Annotated in this window: 14 protein-coding genes and 1 tRNA gene; 10 read left to right on the forward strand and 5 right to left on the reverse strand. The window is 44.1% G+C overall.

Annotated features, from left to right (window positions below):
• Positions 1–689: 689 nt before the first annotated feature.
• Together ABIB39_RS05990 and ABIB39_RS05995 are read left to right on the forward strand one after the other, a co-directional pair.
• Positions 690–5,282 carry a DUF3320 domain-containing protein gene (locus ABIB39_RS05990; RefSeq protein ID WP_354428174.1) on the forward strand — a complete coding sequence of 1,531 codons (4,593 nt, stop codon included), beginning with the start codon at positions 690–692 and terminating at the stop codon, positions 5,280–5,282.
• 153 nt (positions 5,283–5,435) lie between these two features.
• Positions 5,436–6,434 (forward strand): alpha/beta hydrolase, encoded by a 999-nt coding sequence (locus ABIB39_RS05995; RefSeq protein ID WP_354428176.1) that lies wholly within the window; start codon positions 5,436–5,438, stop codon positions 6,432–6,434.
• Between the two features lie 133 nt (positions 6,435–6,567).
• Here ABIB39_RS05995 and ABIB39_RS06000 read toward each other — a convergent pair whose 3' ends face one another.
• Both ABIB39_RS06000 and ABIB39_RS06005 read right to left on the reverse strand, forming a co-directional pair.
• The gene (locus ABIB39_RS06000) at positions 6,568–7,191 is read right to left on the reverse strand and encodes an Arm DNA-binding domain-containing protein (RefSeq protein ID WP_354428178.1); all 624 of its coding nucleotides are present in this window, start codon (positions 7,189–7,191) and stop codon (positions 6,568–6,570) included.
• A 228-nt stretch (positions 7,192–7,419) separates the two neighbouring features.
• Positions 7,420–7,507 (reverse strand) — tRNA-Ser (locus ABIB39_RS06005).
• A gap of 320 nt (positions 7,508–7,827) precedes the next feature.
• On the opposite strand from ABIB39_RS06005, the gene ABIB39_RS06010 reads away from it, so the two are divergent.
• Positions 7,828–8,799: a polyprenyl synthetase family protein gene (locus tag ABIB39_RS06010; RefSeq protein WP_354428179.1), complete on the forward strand. Its 972-nt coding sequence runs from the start codon at positions 7,828–7,830 to the stop codon at positions 8,797–8,799.
• Between the two features lie 121 nt (positions 8,800–8,920).
• On the forward strand, positions 8,921–9,712 hold the full coding sequence (cdaA, locus tag ABIB39_RS06015) for a diadenylate cyclase CdaA (RefSeq protein ID WP_354428181.1): 792 nt from the start codon (positions 8,921–8,923) through the stop codon (positions 9,710–9,712).
• Here cdaA and ABIB39_RS06020 read toward each other — a convergent pair.
• Positions 9,709–10,098 (reverse strand): hypothetical protein, encoded by a 390-nt coding sequence (locus ABIB39_RS06020; protein ID WP_354428182.1) that lies wholly within the window; start codon positions 10,096–10,098, stop codon positions 9,709–9,711. The two genes, cdaA and ABIB39_RS06020, sit on opposite strands and share 4 nt — an antisense overlap.
• 146 nt (positions 10,099–10,244) lie before the next feature.
• Positions 10,245–12,734, reverse strand: a complete 2,490-nt coding sequence (locus ABIB39_RS06025; protein ID WP_354428184.1) for a M1 family aminopeptidase — start codon at positions 12,732–12,734, stop codon at positions 10,245–10,247.
• Positions 12,735–12,900: 166 nt separating this feature from the next.
• On the opposite strand from ABIB39_RS06025, the gene ABIB39_RS06030 reads away from it, so the two are divergent.
• From ABIB39_RS06030 to ABIB39_RS06055, 6 genes are all read left to right on the forward strand, one after another.
• A complete protein-coding gene (locus tag ABIB39_RS06030) occupies positions 12,901–14,226 on the forward strand; it encodes a Gfo/Idh/MocA family protein (protein ID WP_354428185.1) in 1,326 nt (441 codons plus the stop codon).
• 23 nt (positions 14,227–14,249) lie between these two features.
• Complete coding sequence (locus ABIB39_RS06035) at positions 14,250–15,626, forward strand: 3-keto-disaccharide hydrolase (protein WP_354428187.1); 1,377 nt, start codon at positions 14,250–14,252, stop codon at positions 15,624–15,626.
• A 267-nt stretch (positions 15,627–15,893) separates the two neighbouring features.
• Entirely contained in the window at positions 15,894–18,296 is a 2,403-nt protein-coding gene (locus ABIB39_RS06040) for an ABC transporter permease (protein WP_354428189.1), read from the forward strand.
• Between the two features lie 35 nt (positions 18,297–18,331).
• The gene (locus ABIB39_RS06045) at positions 18,332–20,800 is read left to right on the forward strand and encodes an ABC transporter permease (RefSeq protein ID WP_354428190.1); all 2,469 of its coding nucleotides are present in this window, start codon (positions 18,332–18,334) and stop codon (positions 20,798–20,800) included.
• A gap of 21 nt (positions 20,801–20,821) precedes the next feature.
• Positions 20,822–22,279, forward strand: coding sequence for a serine hydrolase (locus ABIB39_RS06050; RefSeq protein ID WP_354428192.1), 1,458 nt, complete (start codon positions 20,822–20,824; stop codon positions 22,277–22,279).
• A 22-nt stretch (positions 22,280–22,301) separates the two neighbouring features.
• Positions 22,302–22,934, forward strand: a complete 633-nt coding sequence (locus tag ABIB39_RS06055) for a 3-keto-alpha-glucoside-1,2-lyase-like domain-containing protein (RefSeq protein WP_354428194.1) — start codon at positions 22,302–22,304, stop codon at positions 22,932–22,934.
• A gap of 114 nt (positions 22,935–23,048) precedes the next feature.
• On the opposite strand, the gene ABIB39_RS06060 is transcribed toward ABIB39_RS06055, so the two are convergent.
• Entirely contained in the window at positions 23,049–23,459 is a 411-nt protein-coding gene (locus tag ABIB39_RS06060; protein WP_354428196.1) for a BrxA/BrxB family bacilliredoxin, read from the reverse strand.
• Positions 23,460–23,537: the final 78 nt, after the last annotated feature.

Here is a 23,537-nt window from a genome sequence, read left to right on the forward strand (position 1 = left end):
CCGTCGGTTGTGAGAGCCGGCGGTTCTTTTTTTTTTATTATTTGCAATGGCGTAAGGCATAATCGTTACCTTCATTATCTTTCAAAAATCATGAAATTACTGTTCAGATTGAGTTTTTTGATGGTTTTGTTTTTCATTTTCGGCAACCTCAAGTTAGTTGCAAAAGTTCAAGCCATTACTATCAAAAGCCCAGATCAAAATGTAATAACAACGATTTTTTTGATAATACCTTATTAAAATATTATAAGCCCATATATCCGTGTCTTTTTTAACAAGTTAAGGTTCCACCTGCCGGATATTAAGTAATGACAAAAGTAAGAACGGGATTGATGGCAAAATTAAATGCGTTAAGGGCAAATAATAGTCGACTTAATCCGTTGATGGACTTACGGCGATATTTAACCCTTTAAAATATTAAAAGACACCTTCTACTAAATTGCTGTATGATTATATTTTAGTTAAATATAATCCTATCAATATATTAAATTAAACATGAGCGGGATGGATTTAAACAGTTTTCGCTAGTTGTTGTATTACAGGGTTTTGTAATTCACCGTTACGTACAGGTCTCTAATAGGTCACTTGAGGGGAATTATAAACTGTTTTCTCTAAACTGGACCAATTTTGACAACCATTTCTATACATGGTACCGGTTCCTAAAATCAACAAGGTTTTATTAGCTTTGGGTTATGCAGGAAACTATACAGTCCCGGTTAGAATCTTCCAGAAAAGAATTGCTGGACCTGGGTCTTAGAAACCCTTTACTCAACTTCAAGATAACAAAAGGTAAAGGTGTTCATATTGTTGATGAAAAAGCGGAGTTTATTTATGATATCCTGGTAAGGCAGCAAAAGTCGATGACCTTCTTGTCACTAAAAGAGGGTGAGAGTTTCCCGGAAGGCGAAACTAAATACCAGGACACCAAATTGCAGACCGCTGAGGATGAGCAAAAACTGCAAAGCCGTTTATTAAATACTTATTATTTTGCCCGTACCAGTATCGAGGAACAGGGTGTTAACCTTTTGTATATTGCCCTGGGGATGTTGCGTTGGTATGATGCGGGCGATAGCGAAACAATGCGTTCGGCGCCATTGGTTCTGGTGCCTGTAAGTTTGGAACGGTCAAGCGCGCAAGAAAGGTTTCGCCTGAGATATACTGGTAGCGAGATCGGTGCCAACCTGTCTTTGCAGGCCAAAATGAAAAGCGACTTCAACCTCACCATTCCAGATATGCCGGAAACGGAGGAGTTTGTTTTTAACGACTATATTAACGAGATCCGGTCGCACACAACCAAACAGACTAATTGGTCAATTGATGCGGATGCTGTGGAACTGGGCTTTTTCTCTTTTGGGAAGTTTTTGATCTATAATGATCTGGATACCGGCAAGTGGCCTGCAACGGCCAAACCTGAAAATCATCCAAACATAACAGCGCTGCTTGAAAGAGGGTTCCATGAAGATGTACTGGAGGATGAGCATGACCTGGATGCGGATACTAAAGCCAATGATCTGTTCCGCGTGGTTGATGCCGACAGTTCACAACTGATGGCAATGCTTGCAGTACAGGATGGTGGTAACTTGGTTATCCAGGGCCCGCCCGGCACGGGTAAATCGCAAACGATTACCAATATAATAGCTAACGCTGTAGGGCATGGCAAAAAAGTTTTGTTTGTCGCTGAGAAGATGGCAGCGCTTGACGTGGTAAAACGCCGGTTGGATAATATTGACCTGGGCATGGCCTGTTTAGAATTGCATAGCCATAAAACTAACAAGCGAGATGTATTACAGGACATAAGGCGGGTAATGGAACTGGGTAAACCTCAAACAGCGAAACTGGAACTGGAGATCCAAATGCTGGAGATTTATCGCGTTGAGTTGAATGACTACTGCCGGGCAATAAACCATCAACTTGCCGGAAGTGGATTAAGCGCACAGCAGGTGATCGGTTTTTTGTTAAAGATTGACGAAAAGGCGAAAAACCGCAACCTGGTTAAACTCCCGATTGACAACATTACGAACTGGAACGCAGAGAAGATACGGCTGGCAGAAGAGTGGGCTGACCGTGTCCAGGCCAGGGTAAAAGATACCGGTGCCCCGGCTGATCTGGTTTTTTACGGTAGTAAACTGATGCTGGTATTACCGCACGACAAAGGCACCATTTTACAACGGATGGAAGCTGCCCTTCGCTCAATTTCTGAACTGCACTTGCTACTAAAAGGCATTCAAGAAAAAACAGGGTTTCCGTTGCCTGCCGACGCTGCTGAATTGCCCGCACTGGAGAGTTTGCTAAAAAAAGCTGCCGAATCAGCTGATTTGAGCGGGTTAAAAATAGAGGATCCCGCCTGGCAAACCAAAACTGAAGATATTAAAGAACTTATTGCTACGGGAGAAGAACTAGAAAGCTTGTATCGCAATTATAAGGAAACATTTGTCGCCGAAGCGTGGTCGCAGGATATCCTGGAGATCCGGCGCAACATTGTTACTTACGGCGATAAATGGTACCGAAACTTAAATGGTAATTACCGCAAAAGCAAGCAACAATTAGCAGCATTACTTAAGGTAACCTTGCCTGATGAAGCTGGCGAAAAACTAAGGCTGGTGGATGCAATTTCAGAGGCAAGGCGGCTGGAAAATTTCTTGCAGCAGTTCGATGCTTTTGCAGGTAGTTTATTTGGAAACAGATGGTTAAAACAACGTTCCGACTGGCGTTCGTTACAGTCAGCAGCAACTTACCTTGCAGACGTTAAAGACACCGTTCTGTTGCGGTACTTAAGCAAACAGGAAGAGCCATCTGCGGCTGCCGGTTACCTCTCGGCAGTACAGAACATGATGAAGATGGTAAACGATCTGAATACGCAAGCATCGGGCGCTTTAGATATCGAGACGTTACCAGCGGTTTATAAAGATCAGGAAGAAACGTGGAAACACCGGGTTGAACATTTTGCAGAACTGCAATTGGTGATAGACTGGAACCAGTTGTGCGCACAGGCTGACAAGGATGGATTTGGGTTTCTGACGCAGGCCGCTATTGCCTGGCAAGAAGCAGGCGATCTGCTCAAGATCAGCCTGCAAAAAACGTGGTATGAGTATTTGATTGGGGAGGCTTTTAAAAGAAGTCCGGAAATATCCAGGTTTGAGCGGGCAAGCCATGAAGAGGTTATCGCCAAATTTAAAAAGCTGGACCAGGTAAACCTGTATTATAACCGGGCAAGAGTAGCCCTTAAACACTGGGAGGAACTGCCCAAAGGCAATGCGGGTGGGCAGGTGAATATCCTTAAAACAGAATTTAATAAAAAGGCCCGGCATATGCCTATTCGTAAACTGGTAGAAGAGGCAGGCAAGGCCATGCAGGCTATTAAACCTGTATGGATGATGAGCCCCATGTCTATAGCCAATTATTTGCCTCCTGGGGCAATTGATTTTGACCTCGTTATATTTGATGAGGCCAGCCAGGTTAGGCCGGTGGATGCTATAGGTGCAATTGCGCGTGGGAAGCAACTTATAGTCGTTGGGGATACCCGGCAATTACCGCCAACCAGTTTTTTTGACAAGTTCAATACAGATATTGACGAAGAAGAAAATGTAACCGCAGATATGCAAAGCATCTTAGGGATGTGCGACGGACAGGGTGCCCCAACACGGATGCTGAAATGGCATTATCGGAGCCAGCATGAATCGCTTATTACCCTATCTAATCATGAGTTTTATGAAGATAAACTGGTGATCTTCCCCAGCCCGGGTTCAAGGCAAAATTTAGGTCTACGCTTCCACCATTTGCCGGATGCTGTTTATGACCGGGGTAAAACAAGGACCAACCCGCTGGAAGCGCAGACTGTAGCCAAGGCCGTTATTGAACATGCCGCCAAATATCCGGCGCAAAGCCTTGGTGTGGTAGCTTTTAGTACGGCCCAAGCCCAGGCAATACAAGCCGCACTGGAAATTGAGCGTAAGGCCAGCCCTGGTACCGAGAGCTTTTTTAACGGTAAGCCGGAAGAGCCATTTTTCATTAAGAACTTGGAGAATGTTCAAGGCGATGAGCGGGATGTGATCATGATCAGTATTGGTTACGGCCGTACAGAAGAAGGTAAAGTGCCGATGAATTTCGGCCCGCTGAATAACGAAGGGGGCGAGCGCAGGCTGAATGTACTGATAACCCGTGCAAAAATGCGCTGCGAAGTATTTACCAATATCACTTCGGAAGATATAAAAGTAAGCGAATCGGCCCGTTTTGGCATCCGGGCACTAAAAAGCTTCCTTTATTTTGCGCAGTACGCCAAATTTGATAAGCCCGATACCATTGTTTCTTATGAGATCAGGCCGTTCGAGGAAGAGGTTGCAGCACAGCTTACTAAGGCAGGGCACATTGTTCGCAGTAAGGTTGGTTCACCTGGTTTTTATTTAGATCTGGCCGTTGTCGATCCGGAAAACCCGGGTCGTTATCTAATCGGTCTTATCTGCGATGGGCAAGCCTATGATAGTGCAGCTTCTGCTACCGACCGTGATCGCCTGCGTTCGCAGGTGCTGGAACTTTTTGGCTGGAACCTATATCAGGTATGGAGTGCCGACTGGTACCGTAACCCTTCCCGTGAATTAACCAGATTATTAGCTGCTGTTGAGCAAGCGAAACAAGTTACAGAGATCATTGATGAAGAAAATGAGGCCTGGCAGCAGGAGGTAAGCCGTGAAACAGTAGCAGATATCAACATATCTACAGATGAATATCGGTTAGCAGATATCCATATCGAACACATTCGGGAAGAGTTTCAACTATATACTTTTGCGGAGCTGGGTGACTGGATAAGTGAAGTTGTACAAGTGGAAAGCCCGGTACATTTTGACGAAATGGCCAAACGGATTACTGATGCCGCGGGAATTGCTAAAGTAGGGTCCCGGATCCGCTATACGCTAACTCAGGCATTGCAGCAGGCAAAAGATGAGAATAAAGTGGTTGTCCGCGGTGAGTTTTTGTGGCAACCGGAAATGCAGGTAACTACAGTACGAGACAGGAGTAAGTTGCCAGCGGCGTATCGGAAATTAGCCTTGATTGCACCTGAAGAAATTTACGAGGCGATACGTCAGGTCGTAGGCAGCGCCATTGCGATCACCGAGCAGGAAGCGATTCCGCTGGTTGCAAAAATGTTGGGTTTCTCACGGGTGACGGATGAAATGCGGCAACAGCTTTCGGAAGCTATAGGCAAAACCATACAGGCAGACATATTGACTTTTGAGGGAATTAATTTAAAGATCGGCGGAGAAGGAGGGAACAAGTTCCCGATACCTTAGCTCTGTCGCTCAGCGTATTGTATATCAGAACTTCACTCAGGTCACCGAATAGGTCACCTAAAAAATAGTTCAATTATCGCTAATGCTTATGGTGTAAATATCAGAGTACAATTTATTGTTCGAAATAAGATTTTATTGTTAATTTTGCACTTAATGCGCCTACTTTATAGCCTTATCATTGGAGTTTTTTTCTGTTCGTTGTTTGCGAGTTGTAAAAAAACGATCGAATTTACGGAGTTACCGTCTAAGACTAAGCCGACCGATACGACTGTAGCTGCCGGGCCAAACTTACCCGATGATATTTCTGCTACACTGCCCAACGATCTTTATCCGAACGGCATTCCTAATTCAAAGCCCACGCCGGCGACATACCAAGAGACAATCGATCAGAATTTCTTCATTACTAATGTGAGCGTGCCCACACTTACTCCGTACTTACCAGCAAAGGGAACTGCGAATGGCACTGCTGTAGTGATCTGTCCGGGTGGCGGTTATGCGGGATTGTCATCAGTCCAGGAGGGTTCGGATGTTGCACAGGAGTTTAACAAGATCGGCGTGACAGCATTTGTACTCAAATATCGCCTGCCAAGCGATATCATTATGATCGATAGGAGCATTGGTCCATTGCAGGATGCCCAACGCGCTATTCAAATGATAAGGCGAAACGCTGCCATATGGGGCATCAATCGTAATCGCATTGGCATTATGGGTTTTTCAGCAGGCGGACATCTGGCCTCCACGGAAGGAACTCACTTTAACAAGTTACTTATAGATAATAAAGACAATACCAGCGTTCGTCCGGATTTTATGATGCTCATCTATCCGGTTATCACATTTGGCGATAAAACGCACATAGACTCGCGCGAAAATTTAATTGGAAAAAACGCTAGCCAAGAACAAATAGACTTGTTTTCAAATGAAAAACAGGTGACTTCAACTACCCCCCCAACGTTCATCGTTTTCGCCGAGGATGATGGTAATGTATCAGTTGAAAATGGCCTGATGATGTACCAATCGCTTCTTCAAAATAATGTACCTGCAGAGTTGCACCTATTTCCTAAGGGCGGCCATGGCTTTGGCTTATATAATCCAACAAGCGATATACAATGGTTTGATTGGGCCAAGGCTTGGTTGGATAGTAACGTACACTGAAGTTGAGGCGGCCGATTTTGTTTATCTGTGTGATTTTGTTTAATAATCATAGGTAAACAGGAAAGATTTACATCCAAATGTTGTTAACACCTTATTCAAAAGCTGGTACTATCCCTGAAATTATGAAATGATATCATATGGCCGAAACATTTGATTTTCTTTTAAGAACCACCATACATGACATGGAAGAATAAAACAAACTTTTGGTTGAAAACTCAGCAGCTTTCCGGAGATAGCAAATATGCAAAGTTTTTCTTAATTTCCGAGGTAATGCGTTGTCAGTAGCTTTGTATTTCCATAAAAGGAAGTCTTTAGTGTGCTTCAGGCTTGTTTCATAACGGTCATAGGTGCCTTTAGCGAATTCTTTTCCGATCAGTGCTTTAACTTGTTTGTTATGCTCTTCAAAAATTGGTATGAGCATTTTGTCCGGTGTGGCCTCTTCCTTGCCAAGCAAAATGCTTTTAAGGTTGGCTGCAGTCAATTGAATTTTCTTTTCGAGCATCAGCTGGTGCACTTCGTAAACCTGGCGCTCCAACGTTTTAAGGTAATCGTTAAAGGAACGAATTTGGTCGCCCGTGCCAACTAGCTTTTGTGCGGCAGTGTTCCATTTGGATGGAATGACCTGCCGTTTAGAGGAGATCTCAATGCGTTTACCGTCGATGGTAATGCGTAGATAAATAGGGGCTGTGCCGTCGGCACTGAGCTTGGAGCTTTTTACGTAAAAAAGCAGAGAAAATGATTGTTCATCACAGGTCACCTTTAAGTGGATAAAATTAGTTACTTCCTATGCTATAAATCAAGATGTTCGTCTATTTAACAGGTTGATATATAGCAACTTATAAGCTTTCTGGTGACCTGTCGGTCTTTACATGCAATAGGTCACCAAAAGGTCACCAGAACAATGCGATTTATTGAATATTTCGGATAGGTCTTAAAACAAAAACGCCTTAAATGCATCATTTAAGGCGTTTTTGAATATTATAGGCGGAGAAGGAGGGATTCGAACCCTCGATACCCTTTTGAGGTATACACACTTTCCAGGCGTGCTCTTTCGACCACTCAGACACTTCTCCGTATCTATTAAATTCCTTAGTAAAATTGGTGCTTCTGGAAAAAGACACTTCTTTGTTTTTTTTTAAGGATTGCAAATGTAAAAATAAACCCCAATAAAAAAGCGGAACCTTTTGGGTCCCGCTTTTTAAAACGAAAACTTTAACTCACAAAAACTAAACTTATATGCAGTTATTACTAACTATTATAATAGAGCGTAAAACCGAGTAAAGGTTTAATGGGCGTAAAAGTATTTGTGGTTTACGCATATATATCTTTTAAAGCTTATGTTTGCTGCGGATTGCCAGGTAAGGTAATTGCATAAAAAGCGTGTTTTGTTTCAATGCTGAACATCAACGAAATTAAAAAACCTATTGCTGCGGAAATTGATGTTTTTGAAGAGAAGTTCAAAACTTCTATGCAAAGCTCTGTGCCTTTGCTTGATCGTATTACCCACTACATCGTAAAGCGTAAAGGCAAGCAGATCAGGCCCATGTTCGTTTTTTTCTCGGCAACCCTTTGCGGAGGCATAAACGAATCTACCCACCGCGGGGCAGCCCTTGTTGAATTGCTGCATACCGCCACCCTGGTGCACGATGATGTGGTTGATAATTCTTACCAGCGCCGTGGTTTTTTCTCTATCAACGCATTATGGAAAAATAAGATAGCTGTTTTGGTAGGCGATTACCTGCTAAGCAAAGGACTTTTGTTATCCATTGATAACGGCGACTTTAAATTGCTTAAAATAGTATCTGAAGCGGTTAAACAAATGAGCGAGGGCGAATTGCTGCAGATAGAAAAAGTGCGCCGTATGGACATCAGCGAAACGGTTTACTACGAGGTTATCCGCCAGAAAACGGCATCTCTTATCGCATCTTGCTGTGCCTGTGGTGCGGCATCTGCAAATGCAGATGAGGAGACCATCGAAAAAATGCGACTTTTCGGTGAAAAGATTGGCATCGCGTTCCAGATCAAAGATGATATGTTTGATTTTGGCACCGATGATGTAGGTAAACCGCTTGGCATCGATATTAAAGAGAAAAAAGTTACACTCCCGCTGATATACGCGCTTAATAATAGTGATAGCAGCGAGAAAAAGCGCATGATCCAACTGGTGAAAAACCATAACGACGACCCTAAAAAGATAACAGAGATAATCAACTTTGTTAAACAAAAAGGCGGACTGGAATATGCTGAGACCCAGATGAAGAAATACCAGGACGAAGCCTTCGCTATCCTAAATACCTTCCCCGAGGGCGAAGCAAAAACCGGCCTTGAGCAATTGGTACGCTTTACTACCGAGCGCAGTAAATAAAAAGCCTCTCCGCTGGCGAGGGAGTAATTACATTTCTAACAGTGAAAAGTAAATGTCCTGTACGTTCGAGAGATTTACGAGAGGCAAATGAATCTTTCCTAAAACTTGTTAACTTCGTAACATGCCTTCGTTTGATTTCAGTAGCTTAAAAATAACGCCGTTTGCCATATTGGATGTGTTGCTGTTAGCGATAATTATTTATCAGCTATATAATCTTATCCGGGGTACCATCGCGGCAAATATTTTTATTGGGTTAGCCATCATATACGCGCTGTACTTTATAGTGCCCGAAAGCCGGATGCCCTTACTGGCGGGCATCCTTAAAAAGGTAGCCGATGTAGGTATTATAGCCGTTATTGTGCTATTTCAACAGGAGATCCGCAGGTTTTTATTGCTAATGGGGAAAAACGCATCTTTGCAACGGAACAAGGCCTGGTGGCGCTATTTCTTTGGCAAGGCAGAAACCGAGAAGAACAACTACGCCCGTATCAAACCCATCATAGATGCATGCAAAAGCATGAAGCAAACCCGAACGGGAGCACTCATCGTTTTCGCCAAATATTACGACGAGCAGTTTTACCAAAATAGCTGCGAAGTGCTAGATGCCAGGATCTCTAAACGGGTGCTGGAAAGTATCTTTCAAAAAAACAGTCCGCTGCACGACGGGGCAGTGGTGATATCAGAAAACAAAATCAAATCGGCCAGTTGTATCTTGCCCGTTACCGAAAAATCTGACCTGCCTGCCCAGTTTGGTTTGCGCCACCGTGCCGGTATAGGTGTTACCGAGGCTAACGATGCCACAGCTATTATTGTATCCGAAGAAACGGGCGAGATCTCGTACGCCAAACAAGGCCGTATAAAAATGGATATCAGCTTCGCCGAACTGGAGAAACTACTTAATAAAGATTTTTAGTTAGGGACAGGCGTAGCTAAAGTAACCCTTTTTGCTTTCGTCATATCCTTACCCGCCACAGGCATATTGGAATAACCCTCCAAAACCACAACAGGCATTTTAGATGTATTATTCAAGTTGAGGATAGGCATCTTATATCCTTCAATAACGATAAGAAAAGGCTTCAGGTTTTCAAGCCTAAGTTTGCTCAAATCAATATCTTCCTGATTGAAAAACTTGTCATTAGATAACGCCGGAGGATTAGTACGCCATGTGCTGTCCGTTTTAAAGGGCTGGAATAATTTACCACCAAAGGTAGTATCAAATGGCGCGGGCGTTGTTGCCTTTTGAGCAATTAGCCGGCCTACGCAAAAAAACAGGGCTATAAATAGTAATGATTTTTTCATAACAGTTTTTGTTAGCACTAAGTTAGCAAATTGTACGCCCATTATAAAAACCGGCAAATGTTAAATAATATTATTTAACATTTGATCATAAGCACAAAAAAAGCCGCCCCGAAACGGGGCGGCTTTTCAATTATATTTACCCTGAATTATTCGGGTTTATTCAGTTCGATAGTGGCTTTATCAATAGCAGCAACTGTTACTGTATCGTTTAGCTTGGCGCGGTCGGCTTTTATGCCGGCTAATATGCCCACCACTTGTGGGGCAACACCATATTTTTTATATTTTGCACCAAAATCAATCATGGCGTTTGTACCTTTTAAAGCTTGTTCGTTGCTTTTAACACGGCCGGTAAAATCAGCAAACTTTTTCATGATGTTAAACTGGGTTTGTGGCTGGCCTTCGGTAAAGGCCTTAAAAACGTAATCGTATTGGGCATCGGTACCGCTGGTGGCATACACGTTCAAAATAGCTTGGGTTAATGCACCTTCGCTGTCTTTCTCGTAGGTTTTAGCCAGGATCAAAGCATCAGCAGGGTTTAACAAACCAAGCGCAGTTAAGGCCGAACCTTGTACCGCGTATGATTGGCTCTTCAATGCATCTTTAAACAAGTTTGTATTGCCCGATGCTTTTAGCTTACCTAAAACCGTAATTGCAGCAGCCCTAACCAATGTGTTTGGATCTGTTTGTGCCAGTTTGATCAATACCGGTTGTGCGGAGTTACGTACATCATCATTGGTCATATCCGCACCGCGAATGGCTTTGATCTGTAACTCGTAGTATTTATCGTTCAATGCAGCAATAACCACTTTACGTGCGCCGGCATTGCTCTGTTGTTTAACAGCAGCAGTAATCGCCTCAGAACGGTCTAAGTATAAAGGTGCGTTAAAGTACTGGAAGGTAAACTCATCGATTGATTTGCTATCTGTTTTTTTAACCAACAGCATTTTATCACCGTCTACATTTACCAGGCTTGGTTTTGTAGCCGAGTGGAACACCAAACTATCAGCTTTACTACGGATCCAGAATTTGCGGCGGTCCATTTTACCACCTGCGTAAACATCAATAGCAATTGGTAAAATAAACGCGTTACCATCTTGCGTTTGGTTCATATAAACCGTTTGCGTTTTGGTAGCGTCATCCCATTTGTAGGTGATGTTCAAGATAGGGTGCCCTGCGCCGAAGTACCATTGGTTAAAAAACCAGTTCATATCGCGGCCGCTTGCTTCTTCCATCGCTAAACGCAATTGGTGGGCTTCACCGTTTTTAAACGCGTTTGTTTTTAGATAGATGTTTAAGCCTTTGTAAAATGCTGCGTTACCAAGGTAATTGCGCATCATGTAAAGGATGCTTCCACCTTTTTGATAAGTAACGGCATCAAATACTTCCTCTTTATCTTTATAATGGAAACGAACCAGGTCCTTAGTTTTAAGGTTTGGCTGGCTTAGATAGTTTTGCCTGTCATCGTTAATGTGCGCATCACCTGCATCTTTACCGTATTTGTGCTCGGCCCAAAGGGTTTCGCTAAAATCAGCGAATGATTCGTTAACGGTTAGGTTGCTCCAGCTTTCGGCAGTAACATAATCACCAAACCACTGGTGGAACAATTCGTGCACGATAGTGCTGCGGCCCTGGCTGTAGTAAGCATCAATAAGCTCGCGTTTGGTAGCTTGTACATATTCGCCGTGCAGGGTAGCGCTGGTGTTTTCCATCGCGCCGCTTACGTAATCGCGGACTACAATTTGAGAGTACTTATTCCACGGGTAATCAACACCCAAAGTTTTCGAATAAAAATCGATCACCTCTGGTGTAAAACCGAAAATGTCCCTCGCGTAAGGCGCGTATTTAGGCTCCAGGTAGTAGCTAACTTCTTTGCCTTTCCAGGTATCTTTTACAATTTTAAAATCGCCAACAGCCATCATAAACAAGTATGGCGAGTGTGGTAATTCCTGTTTCCAGGTATCGGTACGGGTACCATCGGCATTAACTTTTTGCGAAGCTAAACGGCCGTTTGATAGTGTAACGTATTTAGCCGGAACGGTCATCACTATCTCGTCGGTAGTTTTTTGGTTGGGCTTATCAATAGTAGGGAACCATGCAGATGAACTTTGGGTTTCGCCCTGCGTCCAGATCTGGGTTGGCTTATCTTTTTCGGTACCATCCGGGTTAATAAAATACAAACCTTTGGCATCGGTAATAGCCGCGCTACCCTGTGCTTTAAGCAGGTTTGGTTTTGAGGTGTAATCGATGTAAACGGTATAAGTTTCGTTGTTACGGTAAACCCTGTCTAACTGGATGTTGATGGTAAGGCTATCGTAAGTAAATTTAAGCGGGGTATTTTTGCCGGCGTTAACAATAGATACGTTTTTGATATCCATACCCTGCGCATCTAAACGAAGCGAGTCGGTTGGGTAAAAGTGTGGTTTTAAGGTTGCCCACTCTTTACCATACATAAAACGTTTTTTGTAATCGAAACGCACATCAAGTTTAGTGTGCACCAGGTCGTTATATTTCGGCGTGGTTTCGCGGTAGATACTTAGGGCCGGGTCTGCTGCCGGGGCCGCAGTTTGCGCTACGGCAGTGCTTAGGGCACAAGCGCTGATACTACCGATAAGTACGGCAGCGTAAAGAGTTTTCATATATTTTAGTTTGATTGATATGCATGCATAATAAAAGCTAAAATATTAGTTTTTATTTGATTTAAGACTGCTAAATAATATTAATGTTACAGGGAGATTAATATTAAACTCCTAAATTAGCCATTACCAATTATTGCGCTAATACATCACCAAATACCTATTTGTTATGCAACGCAGAAAATTTATTCAGAACATGGCTGTTACAGGCACCAGTTTATTAATAGGCTCTAACTTGGCTGTGGCCGGCATTTATAAAGGATCGCCCGCTAAAAAAGTAGTGTTAGGGGTTATGGGCGTTAACAGCCGTGGTGCTTTTCTTGCCTCAAAACTCGCCGCTTTAGCCGATGTGGAAATAGGCTATATATGCGATGTAGATAGCAATGCAATGAACAAATGCATTGCTGATATTGAAAAGATAACCGGCAAAAAACCGCAAGGCATAACCGATGTGCGCAAGCTTTTAGAGAAAAAAGACCTTGACGCGCTGGTAATTGCCGCCCCCGATCATTGGCACGCCCCGGCAACCATCCTGGCTTGCCAGGCGGGTAAACATGTGTATGTAGAAAAACCCTGCAGCCATAACCCGCACGAGGGTGAGATGGCAATAGCGGCTGCCGCTAAATATAACCGACTGGTACAAATGGGCAGTCAGCGCCGCTCATTTGACAATGTGCAAAAGATGGTGAACGAATTGCATAGCGGTATTATTGGCCGTGCTTATTTTGCACGTGGCTGGTATGTAAACAACCGCAAAAGCATTGGCATTGGTAAACAAGTGCCTGTGCCTGCAAATTTAAATTACGATTTGTGGCAAGGCTATGCCCCACGCAGGCCTTATGTAGATAACCTGATCCATTACAACTGGCACTGGCACTGGAACTGGGGAACCGGTGAAGCACTCAATAACGGCACGCACGAAATTGACGTGATGCGATGGGGCTTGGGTGTCGATTTCCCGGATAAAATAACATCATCTGGCGGGCGTTTTGCTTTTAAGGATGATTGGGAAACCCCCGATACGCAGACGATATTGGCCAACTTTCCTAATAACACCGCGCTATCCTGGGAAGGACGCAGCTGTAATGGTTTTAACTCTGAAGGGGTGGGCCGCGGCGTAGTTTTTTATGGCGATCACGGCACCATCAACTATGGTGGCGGCAATGGCTACCAGGTGTTTGATTATGATAACAAACTGGTGAAAGAGATAAAGGACGAAACCCCGGTGGATGCAACAAACAAGGTAAGCCCTACTGAAATGCTGGACCGTGTGCACCTCCAAAATTTTGTGAATGCTATCCGTGGGGATGAAAAACTGAACCAGACCATCATCAACGGGCACCGATCTACCCTGATACCGCAGTTGGGTAATATTGCCCAAAGGGTGGGCAGGGTGCTAAACCTCGACCCAACCAACGGCCACATCCTGCATGATGCCGATGCCACCAAGCTTTGGGGCCGCGAGTACGAACCGGGATGGAATTTAAAAGTTTAACACATCAGCCTGATATAAATATTATGAAGAACCTGAAAACTTACCTACTGGCGATTGCAATTGCTGCCGGCATGCAAAATGCATCAGCACAAACTAAAGCCGGCTATACCAATTTGTTTAACGGCAAAAACCTTAACGGCTGGAAAATACTTGCCGGCAAAGCCGAATACAAGGTAGAGAATGGCGGCATTACCGGTACGGCGGTGCTGAATAGCGGCAACACTTTTTTAGTTACCGAAAAGCAGTACGGCGATTTTATTTTAGAGCTGGATGCCAAAACAGAAAGCACGCTCACCAACTCGGGCATACAAACGCGCAGCCACTATAACCCCGCCGGGCACGAAGGTAAAGGCCTGGTCTACGGCCGCCAATGCGAGATAGACCCAAGCGACCGCAAGTGGACAGGTGGCATTTACGACGAAGGTCGCCGCGACTGGCTGTACCCAATGGAGTTAAACGCCAAAGCACAATCTGCCTGGAAGAACGGGCAGTTCAATCATATAAAAATTGAATGTATCGGCAACACCACTAAAACCTGGATAAATGGCGTTGCCACCGCTTGCGTGATAGACACGGTAGATACCAAAGGCTTCATCGGGTTACAGGTGCATGCTATTGATAACGAGAAACAAGCCGGTAAAAAGATCTATTTCAAAAACATCCGGATAAAAACCACCAACCTTAAACCGCAGCAATTTGCTAAAGATGTTTATGTGGTTAATCTGCAGCAAAACATACTTTCTACTTACGAAAAACACGATGGTTGGAAATTGCTGTTCGATGGTAAGACCAATACCGGCTGGCATAGCGCTTCGGCAGCTACATTCCCGGTTAAGGGATGGAAGGTGGAGGATGGTATGCTCTCAGTTATCGGCGCTAATGGGGGCGAGGCTACCAACGGCGGCGATATAATCAGTGATGGCCAGTACAGCGCTTTTGATATGTCGTTCGAGTTTAGGATGAGCAAAGGGGCTAACAGCGGGGTTAAATATTTTGTTACACTCGACGAGAAAACGCAAGGCTCGGCCATTGGGTTGGAGTATCAGGTTTTGGATGATGCCGTACACCCCGATGCCAAACTGGGCAGGGACGGCAACCGTACCCTGGCATCTTTATATGACCTTATTCCGGCAAAAAAACAGCCGCGGTTCGTCCATCCGATAGGGGCATGGAATATTGGCCGTGTAGTGGTATCGCCCAACAACCACGTTACCCATTACCTCAACGGAATTAAGGTATTGGAGTATGATCGTGGCTCAAAAGAATACCGCGAGTTGGTAGCACTAAGCAAGTACAAGATCTGGAAAGATTTCGGCGAGGCAAAAGAGGGCCACATCCTGCTACAAGACCACGGCTTTGATGTGAACTACAGGAATGTAAAGATTAAAGTGTTGAAATAATGTCAGTCTGAGCTTGTCGAGGACCTTTCAAGCTAATGGTGCGAAAAGCGAACCGGGTTTGTTATTTCGATTTGTCCGGCATCAGTTAACCTGTTCATTACTACGTTTATAACCGCACAGTTCACCGTCCGTTTACGAACGGTTGTTAAATTCTTAATAGTATTAATTAATTGATTATCAATAGTTTATTAAATTGGCACGTATGTTATTATATACCTTGCGTAGCAAGCTTGCTTGCTACGGTTTGCCAACTAAACTATTACTATCATGTTCAAAAATTATCTGAAAATATCGTGGCGCAACCTTACTAAAAACAAGGCGCACACATTTATCAATGTAACCGGCCTCTCGGTGGGTATGGCGGTTGCTATGTTGATAGGCCTCTGGATCTGGGATGAGTTGCAGTACGACAAGAACTTTGATAACCATAGCAAAATTGTGCAGGTATGGCAGCATCAAACCTTTAACGGTAAGGTAGGTAGCCAGATAGCTATGCCTATCCCGCTGGGTACGATGCTTAAAAGCGATTATACAGGAAAAGATAAAGATTTTAAATACACCGTAATGTCCAGCTGGAATTACGAACATATACTGGCCCTGGGCGATAAAAAGATAACCCAGCAGGGCAGTTTTATGCAGGCTGATGCGCCCGACATGCTGTCGCTAAAAATGCTGAAAGGTACGCGCGCAGGCTTATCAGACCCATCATCTATTCTCCTGTCAGAAAAAGTTGCGAAGATCATTTTCGGGAACGACGACCCGTTGAACAAAACCTTAAAACTTGATAACAAGCAACTGGTTAAGGTTACGGGTGTGTACGAAAATATCCCGCATAACAGTTCCTTTAACGAACTGACGATCATCCTGCCGTGGGACCTGTACATTTCGTCTCAAGATTGGGTGCAACGTGCGTTAACACGTTGGGGAAACAACTCATTCCAGATCTTCGCGCAGTTAAATGATAATTCCGATATAGCGAAAGTAAACGCACGTATAAAAGGCCTTAAGGAGAAAAATATCGCCCTTGCCGGCGATAAGGTTGGTGCTTCATTTAAACCGGTTGTGTTTTTACACCCTATGGATAAATGGCACCTGCACAGCGAATTTAAAGATGGTTTAAATACAGGGGGCGCTATCCAGTTTGTTTGGATGTTTGGTATCATTGGCACGTTTGTATTATTGCTGGCCTGTATCAATTTTATGAACCTTAGTACCGCCCGGTCAGAGAAGCGGGCGAAGGAAGTGGGCATCCGTAAAACGGTAGGCTCGTTACGCAGCCAGTTGATAGCCCAGTTCTTCAGCGAGTCGTTGATGGTGGTGGCGTTCGCGTTCATCTTATCGATTGTATTGGTGCTACTGATACTCCCGTGGTTTAACCAGGTGGCAGATAAAACAATGAGTGTGCTTTGGGCAAATCCTATGTTCTGGCTACTGGGTTTAGGCTTTAGCTTGCTTACCGGGATTATTGCAGGGAGTTACCCTGCATTTTATCTTTCGTCGTTTCAGCCGGTTAAGGTTTTGAAAGGCACATTTAAAGCAGGCCGTTTTGCCGCGCTGCCGCGTAAGATATTAGTAGTGCTGCAATTCACGGTTTCGGTTACGCTGATCATTGGTACTATAGTGGTTTTCCTGCAAGTGCAGCACACCAAGAACCGGGCGGTTGGGTATGATCGTTCAGGTGTTGTGCAGATCAACATGAAATCGGACGATATCCACCAAAACTTTACCGCTGTACGTAACGATCTGCTGCAAAGCGGCACCATCGAAGAAATGGCAGAATCGGGCAGCCCGCTTACCGATGTTTACTCAAACAACAGCGGTTTAAACTGGCGCGGCAAAGCCCCCGACCTGCAGGACGATTTTGCCACCATTCGCTTAACCCACGGTTACGGGAAAGTTGCTAAATGGAAAATATTGGAAGGCCGCGATTTTTCTACCGCTTTCGTAAGCGATAGCACAGCCATGATCGTTAACGAAGCGGCGGCTAAGTTCATGAACTTTAAACACCCCGTGGGCGAGATAGTAGGGTGGGACACAAAATTTAAGATAATTGGTGTAGTAAAGGATATGGTGATGTCGTCGCCTTATGAGCCCGTTAAACCCAGCATTTATTTCTTGAGTAACAGGTTAGAGGGCATGGCACTTATCCGCATCAAACCAAACGTAAGCACACGCGATGCCCTGGCTAAAATAGAAAGCGTTTTTAAACAGTACGACCCCGGCAGCCCCTTCGACTATAAGTTTGTAGATGACGAGTATAATAAGAAATTCGCTAACGAAGAGCGTGTGGGCAAACTGGCTGGCTTTTTTACCCTGCTTGCTATTTTTATCAGCTGTATGGGCTTGTTTGGCATGGCATCGTTCATGGCCGAGCAGCGCGTTAAAGAGATAGGGGTGCGCAAAGTATTGGGCGCATCGGTGTTTAACCTTTGGCGTTTAATGTCTACAGATTTTATTATCCTGGTGAGTATCGCCCTGCTGATAGCCATCCCAACCGCTTATTACTTTATGCATGGCTGGCTGCAGGATTATAAATACCGAACCGAACTTTCCTGGTGGATCTTCGCCCTTACCGCGGTAGGCGCAATCGGTATCACCATTTTAACGGTGAGCTACCAAAGTATAAAAGCAGCGCTTACCAACCCGGTAAAAAGTTTAAAAACGGAGTAAGCGGATTTAAATAAATAGCTAAAATTTTAAATAGTATGATTAAAAATCATTTAAAAATAGCCTGGCGGATCTTGTTGCATCAGAAAGTTTTTTCGCTTATCAATATAGCAGGTTTGGCTATCGGGTTGATGGCCTGTTTGCTAATTGTGCAATACATTAGCTTTGAGCTTAGCTACGATAATTTTCAGAAAAACGGGGCTAATATTTACCGGGTAAAACACGAGGCTTATAGCGATGGTAATTTAACCGAGAACCTGGCCAAAACCTATTCGGCGGTTGGCCCGGCGTTAAAGGCCGATTTCCCGGATGTACAGGAAGTTGCAAGGGTGTCAAAGCTGGAAGGCCAGGTAAGTGCACAACAACCTAACGGCGAAGTGACGGCTTTTAACGAACGCCGCCTTTACATGGTAGATGCATCGTTCCTAAAAGTGTTTACCTTTCCTATGATTAAGGGGACGTTGGCCGCCCTTAACAACCCCAATTCGGTTGTGCTGACGGAATCTGCGGCGAAAAAATACTTTAGTAACCAGGATGCCATAGGTAAAACCGTCAAAATACAGCAACAGATCTCGGGCACAGATATTACGGCATCGGTTACCGGCATCTGCCGCGACGTGCCTGCAAACTCGCACCTGCAGTTTGATTTCCTGGTATCTCAGGACCTAAAAGCAGGCGACTGGATCTATCCCGACTTTTATAGCTACGTTTTGCTTTCGCCCAATACAACCCGGCAGGCTTTTGAGGCAAGGTTGCCGGCTTTTATGCACAAGCACATTAGCGATGGCAACCCAAGCGCTAGCTTTACTTTAGGTAAAACCAATATTGGCAATATCCGCCTTTCTTTACAGCCGCTAAAGGATATTCACTTATACTCCAATCTTTCGCAAGATATAAGTGCAGGCGGTAACGGCAAAATGGTGTGGTACCTGGGTATTATTGCGGCCCTTATCCTGCTTATCGCCTATATAAATTATATAAATCTTTCTACCGCTAAGGTAATCGAGAGGGCCAAAGAGGTAGGCATCCGTAAGGTGCTGGGTTCGCGGCGCATCCAACTTGTAATCCAGTTTTTGTTCGAGTCGGCACTTATCAATGTATTTAGTATTGTAATAGCCGTTATTGCAGTGGTTATAGCCATGCCATGGTTTAGTGCTTTGTGTGGTGTACACATGCAATTTACCCTTTGGAAAGGGCCTGTATTTGTTTTAAGTTTTACCGGCATTATTATAACCGGCATTATACTATCGGCATTATACCCGGCGCTGGTGCTGTCTAATTACAAACCCATACAGATCTTAAAAGGCAAGTTCCCGAATATGGGGGGTAATATCACCCTGCGTAAATCATTAGTTGTTTTCCAGTTTGCTGCCACTATAACTTTTATGATAGGTACGCTAGTAGTATACCGGCAGGTTAGTTTCATGAAAAATGCCAAACAGGGCATGGATATGAAACAAACCCTGATTGTACTGGCACCGCAAATTGTAAGGGCAGATGATGCCGCGGCCACTAATTACGCAGCTAAAGACAGTGTTTTTCAAGCTGAACTTTTGCGCAACCCGCGTATCCAAAGCGCCACTTCATCATCAAGCATACCGGGGCAAAACATTGATTATGTTATGTCGTACAGCCGCCCGGAGATAGGTGCGGAGGGAAAAAATGTGAGGTTGCCGACATTTGAGATCGGTGGAAAATTTATTTCCCAGTTTAAAATGAAATTAATTGCCGGCGATAATTTTAAGTTTGATTTTATGGCCCGCCGGCAGCCCATGATGCTTAACGAGGCGGCCTTGTTATCATTAGGCTTTAAGAGCCCGCAGGATGCCATTGGTAAAATAGTACGAACAAAAAATGGCAGGGGCCGTGTGTTTGAAAATGAAGTTGTGGGCGTTATCAAAAACTTTCATCAAACATCATTAAAAGATGCGTTTACGCCTATTGTGTTCCGAGAGATAGACCCATCGAGCATTACACATTATGAGTTGAAAGTAAATAGCGCCGATATGGCCGGCACTATTGGCCAGGTACAAAAAACTTATAAAGGCGTTTTTACCGGTGCCGCCTTCGATTACTTTTTCCTGGATGAGTTTTTTAACCAGCAATATAAAACCGAACAAAGTTTTGGGCAGGTGTTTAGCCTGTTTTCGGGGTTCGCGGTTTTTGTGGCCTGTTTAGGGTTGTTTGGTTTAACGCTTATTACCTTATCGCAACGCATAAAAGAAATAGGGATCCGTAAGATACTGGGGGCATCGATACCTAATATTTTAATGCTGATAACAAAGGATTTTATTGGCCTGATAATTATAGCAAACCTTATTGCCCTGCCGCTGGCATATTGGGGCAGTTACCAATGGCTGCAAAATTACCAGTTTAGGATTCAGTTTAGCCTGTGGTTTTTTGTATTGCCCATGTTAGCCGTTTTATTAATAGCTTTAGTAACCATAAGCTTCAGGGCTATAAAGGCAGCTTTATCAAACCCTGTTAATAGCCTGCGGGCAGAGTAGTCATAACCTTAAATTATAATTATGAAAAAAACAGGATACGCCTTGCTGCTGCTGTTGGCCGTCGCATCTGCCGCAAATGGCCAAACGGCAGTTAACGATTCGGTTCAGAAAAATATAAATCTGGTTGAGAAAAACCTGGTGGGTTTGATCCAAACCGAAGGTGACGGGCCATGGACCATACAGGACCGAATGGTTCATTATAAAGTAAATGGTATTTCCATCGCGGTTATACGTAATTATAAAATGGAATGGACTAAAGGCTACGGCTTTGCCGACGCTACCCGTAAGGTACCCGTTACCGATAAAACCCTTTTTCAGGCGGCATCCATCAGTAAATCGTTAAACGGTGTTGGTATATTAAAGCTTGTGCAGGATGGTAAGCTGGATCCGGATAGAGATATAAATCAGTATTTAACCACCTGGAAATTCCCTTATGATACTGTCGCTAAAGGCAAGATCATCAACACAAAAAATCTGCTGAGCCATACCGCCGGGTTAACCGTGCATGGCTTTGAAGGCTATAGCACTAAAGATACTTTGCCAACTATTGTACAGATCTTAAATGGTAAAAAACCTGCAAACTCAGACCCCGTCCGCTCCATGTTTGCACCAGGGTTACGCTCCGAATACTCGGGTGGTGGCATCACTGTATCACAACTTATGCTGATGGATATAAGCCGCCAGCCCTATGATCAGTTTATGTATCAAAATGTGCTAAAACCCTTGGGTATGGTAAGCAGTACCTACGCGCAACCACCTGTTGATGTCAAACCCGAATTACTGGCTAAAGGTTACCGTGGTGATGGCAGCGAAATGAAAAGTAAATACAATGTTTACCCGGAACAGGCTGCCGCCGGTTTATGGACCAACCCTGCCGATCTGTCGAAATATATTATCGAAACACAATTGGCCTTGCAGGGCAAATCAAGCAAGGTACTTAACCAGGCCAACACAAAACTACGGCTTACACCTTACATGGATAAGTCGGCAGCCTTGGGCGTTTTTATAAATGACATGGATGGAACTAAGTATTTTGAACATGGTGGTGCGAACGAGGGCTTCCGTTGCCAGTATTTCGGTAGTTTAGAGGGCGGTAACGGGGTGGTGGTGATGGTGAACTCTGATGATGGCGCTATTATGAACGAGATCATAAACAGCGTAGCCAAAGTCTATAACTTTAAAGGTTTATACCATTCTAAAGTTTATAAAGAAGTAGCGGTAGACAGCACAATTTTGCAAACATATGTAGGGAAATACGAAATGAACCCGGGCCGGATCCTTTCTATAACCCGAGACGGCAATAAATTATATGCACAGGCTACAGGGCAGGGCAAACTTGATATTTTTGCAGAAGCGCAAAATAAATTCTTTTTGAAAACTGTCCCGGTTGAGATAGAATTTATTAAAAATGATAAGGGTGCAGTTGTAACCTGCCGAATTTACCAAGGCGGTGTAAACGATGCAAAAAGGATAGAATAAATACAACGAATAACTTACCATCATGAAAATATATAAAACATTACTGGTTGCCGCAATTATACTGTGTGCCAACAATTGCTTTGCCCAAATAGCATTGCCAAAAGTGGGCGACCTAACCGTTGTTAATCGTCAATTAAGTTTTGGTGCCGATGGAAGCCTGCACTTGAATGAGGTAGACAATGCCGGTTTTGCGTGGATCAATAACAGGCATTTTAAAAGCGGCACAATTGAGTTTGACGTTAAAGGCAACGATAAATTGCAGGGCAGTTTTGTAGGGATAGCTTACCACGGCTTAAACGATAGTACGTACGAGTGCATTTATTTTAGGCCGTTTAATTTTAAGGCTGACGATGCTGTAAGAAGAAGCCACGGCGTGCAATACATTGCCACCCCAAAATACGATTGGCCTCTACTCAGGGAGAAATTCCCGAATAAATATGAACAGGCGGTTACCCCGGCGCCCGATCCTAACGGATGGTTCAATGTGCGGATCACCATCGACCCCAAAAATGTGAAAGTGTATGTTAACGGTAACCCCAAAGCTATGCTACAGGTGGAGCCATTGGTAAGCACCGGCGGCACTAAAATTGCCTATTGGGTTGGCAACGGCTCGCCCGGCGATTGGAAGAACCTGAAAATAACCGACGCTAACTAAGCAGAATGTAAGAACCAAGAGACAAGAATCAGGACTGAAAAATAAAAAGCCCGGTGCAATCGCATCGGGCTTCCTTTTTTATCTTGTTTCCTGACTTTTACAGTCTTGATCTAATTAGCAGTATTGCTCAAACGCGCCAATAAGGTTGTCGGCAATCATTTGTGCAGGGCGGCCTTCAATCTGGTGGCGCTCTATAATGTGAACCAATTTACCATCTTTAAACAAAGCCATTGACGGCGATGACGGAGGGTAAGGCAGCATCAAGTTACGGGCGGCATTAACTGCTTCGGTTTCCATACCTGCAAAAACAGTAACCAGGCGGTCGGGGTGTTTTTGGTTAGCAGCAGCGGCACGTGCAGCAGGGCGCGCGTTAGCAGCAGCACAACCACAAACCGAATTTACCATTACAAATACAGTTCCTTCGCCTTTAATAGCTGTATTAACTGCATCAGCATCTTTTAACTCTTCGAAACCAACTTTGGTTAATTCTTCCCTCATTGGGGCAACTAAATATTCTGGGTACATAATTTACTTCGCTTATTTTCAGCACAAAAGTACCAATTTCAAAATAAAAATAACCCTTGTTCAGAATAATCCGTAATA

This window comes from Mucilaginibacter sp. UYP27 (assembly GCF_040547175.1).
GTDB lineage: Bacteria > Bacteroidota > Bacteroidia > Sphingobacteriales > Sphingobacteriaceae > Mucilaginibacter.

Excerpts from the sequence above, each read along its gene's own strand:
- ABIB39_RS05990 (WP_354428174.1), top strand. The coding sequence starts at position 690 with ATGCAGGAAACTATACAGTCCCGGTTAGAATCTTCCAGAAAAGAATTG.
- ABIB39_RS05995 (WP_354428176.1), top strand. The coding sequence starts at position 5,436 with ATGCGCCTACTTTATAGCCTTATCATTGGAGTTTTTTTCTGTTCGTTG.
- ABIB39_RS06010 (WP_354428179.1), top strand. The coding sequence starts at position 7,828 with ATGCTGAACATCAACGAAATTAAAAAACCTATTGCTGCGGAAATTGAT.
- cdaA (WP_354428181.1), top strand. The coding sequence starts at position 8,921 with ATGCCTTCGTTTGATTTCAGTAGCTTAAAAATAACGCCGTTTGCCATA.
- ABIB39_RS06020 (WP_354428182.1), bottom strand. The coding sequence starts at position 10,098 with ATGAAAAAATCATTACTATTTATAGCCCTGTTTTTTTGCGTAGGCCGG.
- ABIB39_RS06025 (WP_354428184.1), bottom strand. The coding sequence starts at position 12,734 with ATGAAAACTCTTTACGCTGCCGTACTTATCGGTAGTATCAGCGCTTGT.
- ABIB39_RS06030 (WP_354428185.1), top strand. The coding sequence starts at position 12,901 with ATGCAACGCAGAAAATTTATTCAGAACATGGCTGTTACAGGCACCAGT.
- ABIB39_RS06035 (WP_354428187.1), top strand. The coding sequence starts at position 14,250 with ATGAAGAACCTGAAAACTTACCTACTGGCGATTGCAATTGCTGCCGGC.
- ABIB39_RS06040 (WP_354428189.1), top strand. The coding sequence starts at position 15,894 with ATGTTCAAAAATTATCTGAAAATATCGTGGCGCAACCTTACTAAAAAC.
- ABIB39_RS06045 (WP_354428190.1), top strand. The coding sequence starts at position 18,332 with ATGATTAAAAATCATTTAAAAATAGCCTGGCGGATCTTGTTGCATCAG.
- ABIB39_RS06050 (WP_354428192.1), top strand. The coding sequence starts at position 20,822 with ATGAAAAAAACAGGATACGCCTTGCTGCTGCTGTTGGCCGTCGCATCT.
- ABIB39_RS06055 (WP_354428194.1), top strand. The coding sequence starts at position 22,302 with ATGAAAATATATAAAACATTACTGGTTGCCGCAATTATACTGTGTGCC.
- ABIB39_RS06060 (WP_354428196.1), bottom strand. The coding sequence starts at position 23,459 with ATGTACCCAGAATATTTAGTTGCCCCAATGAGGGAAGAATTAACCAAA.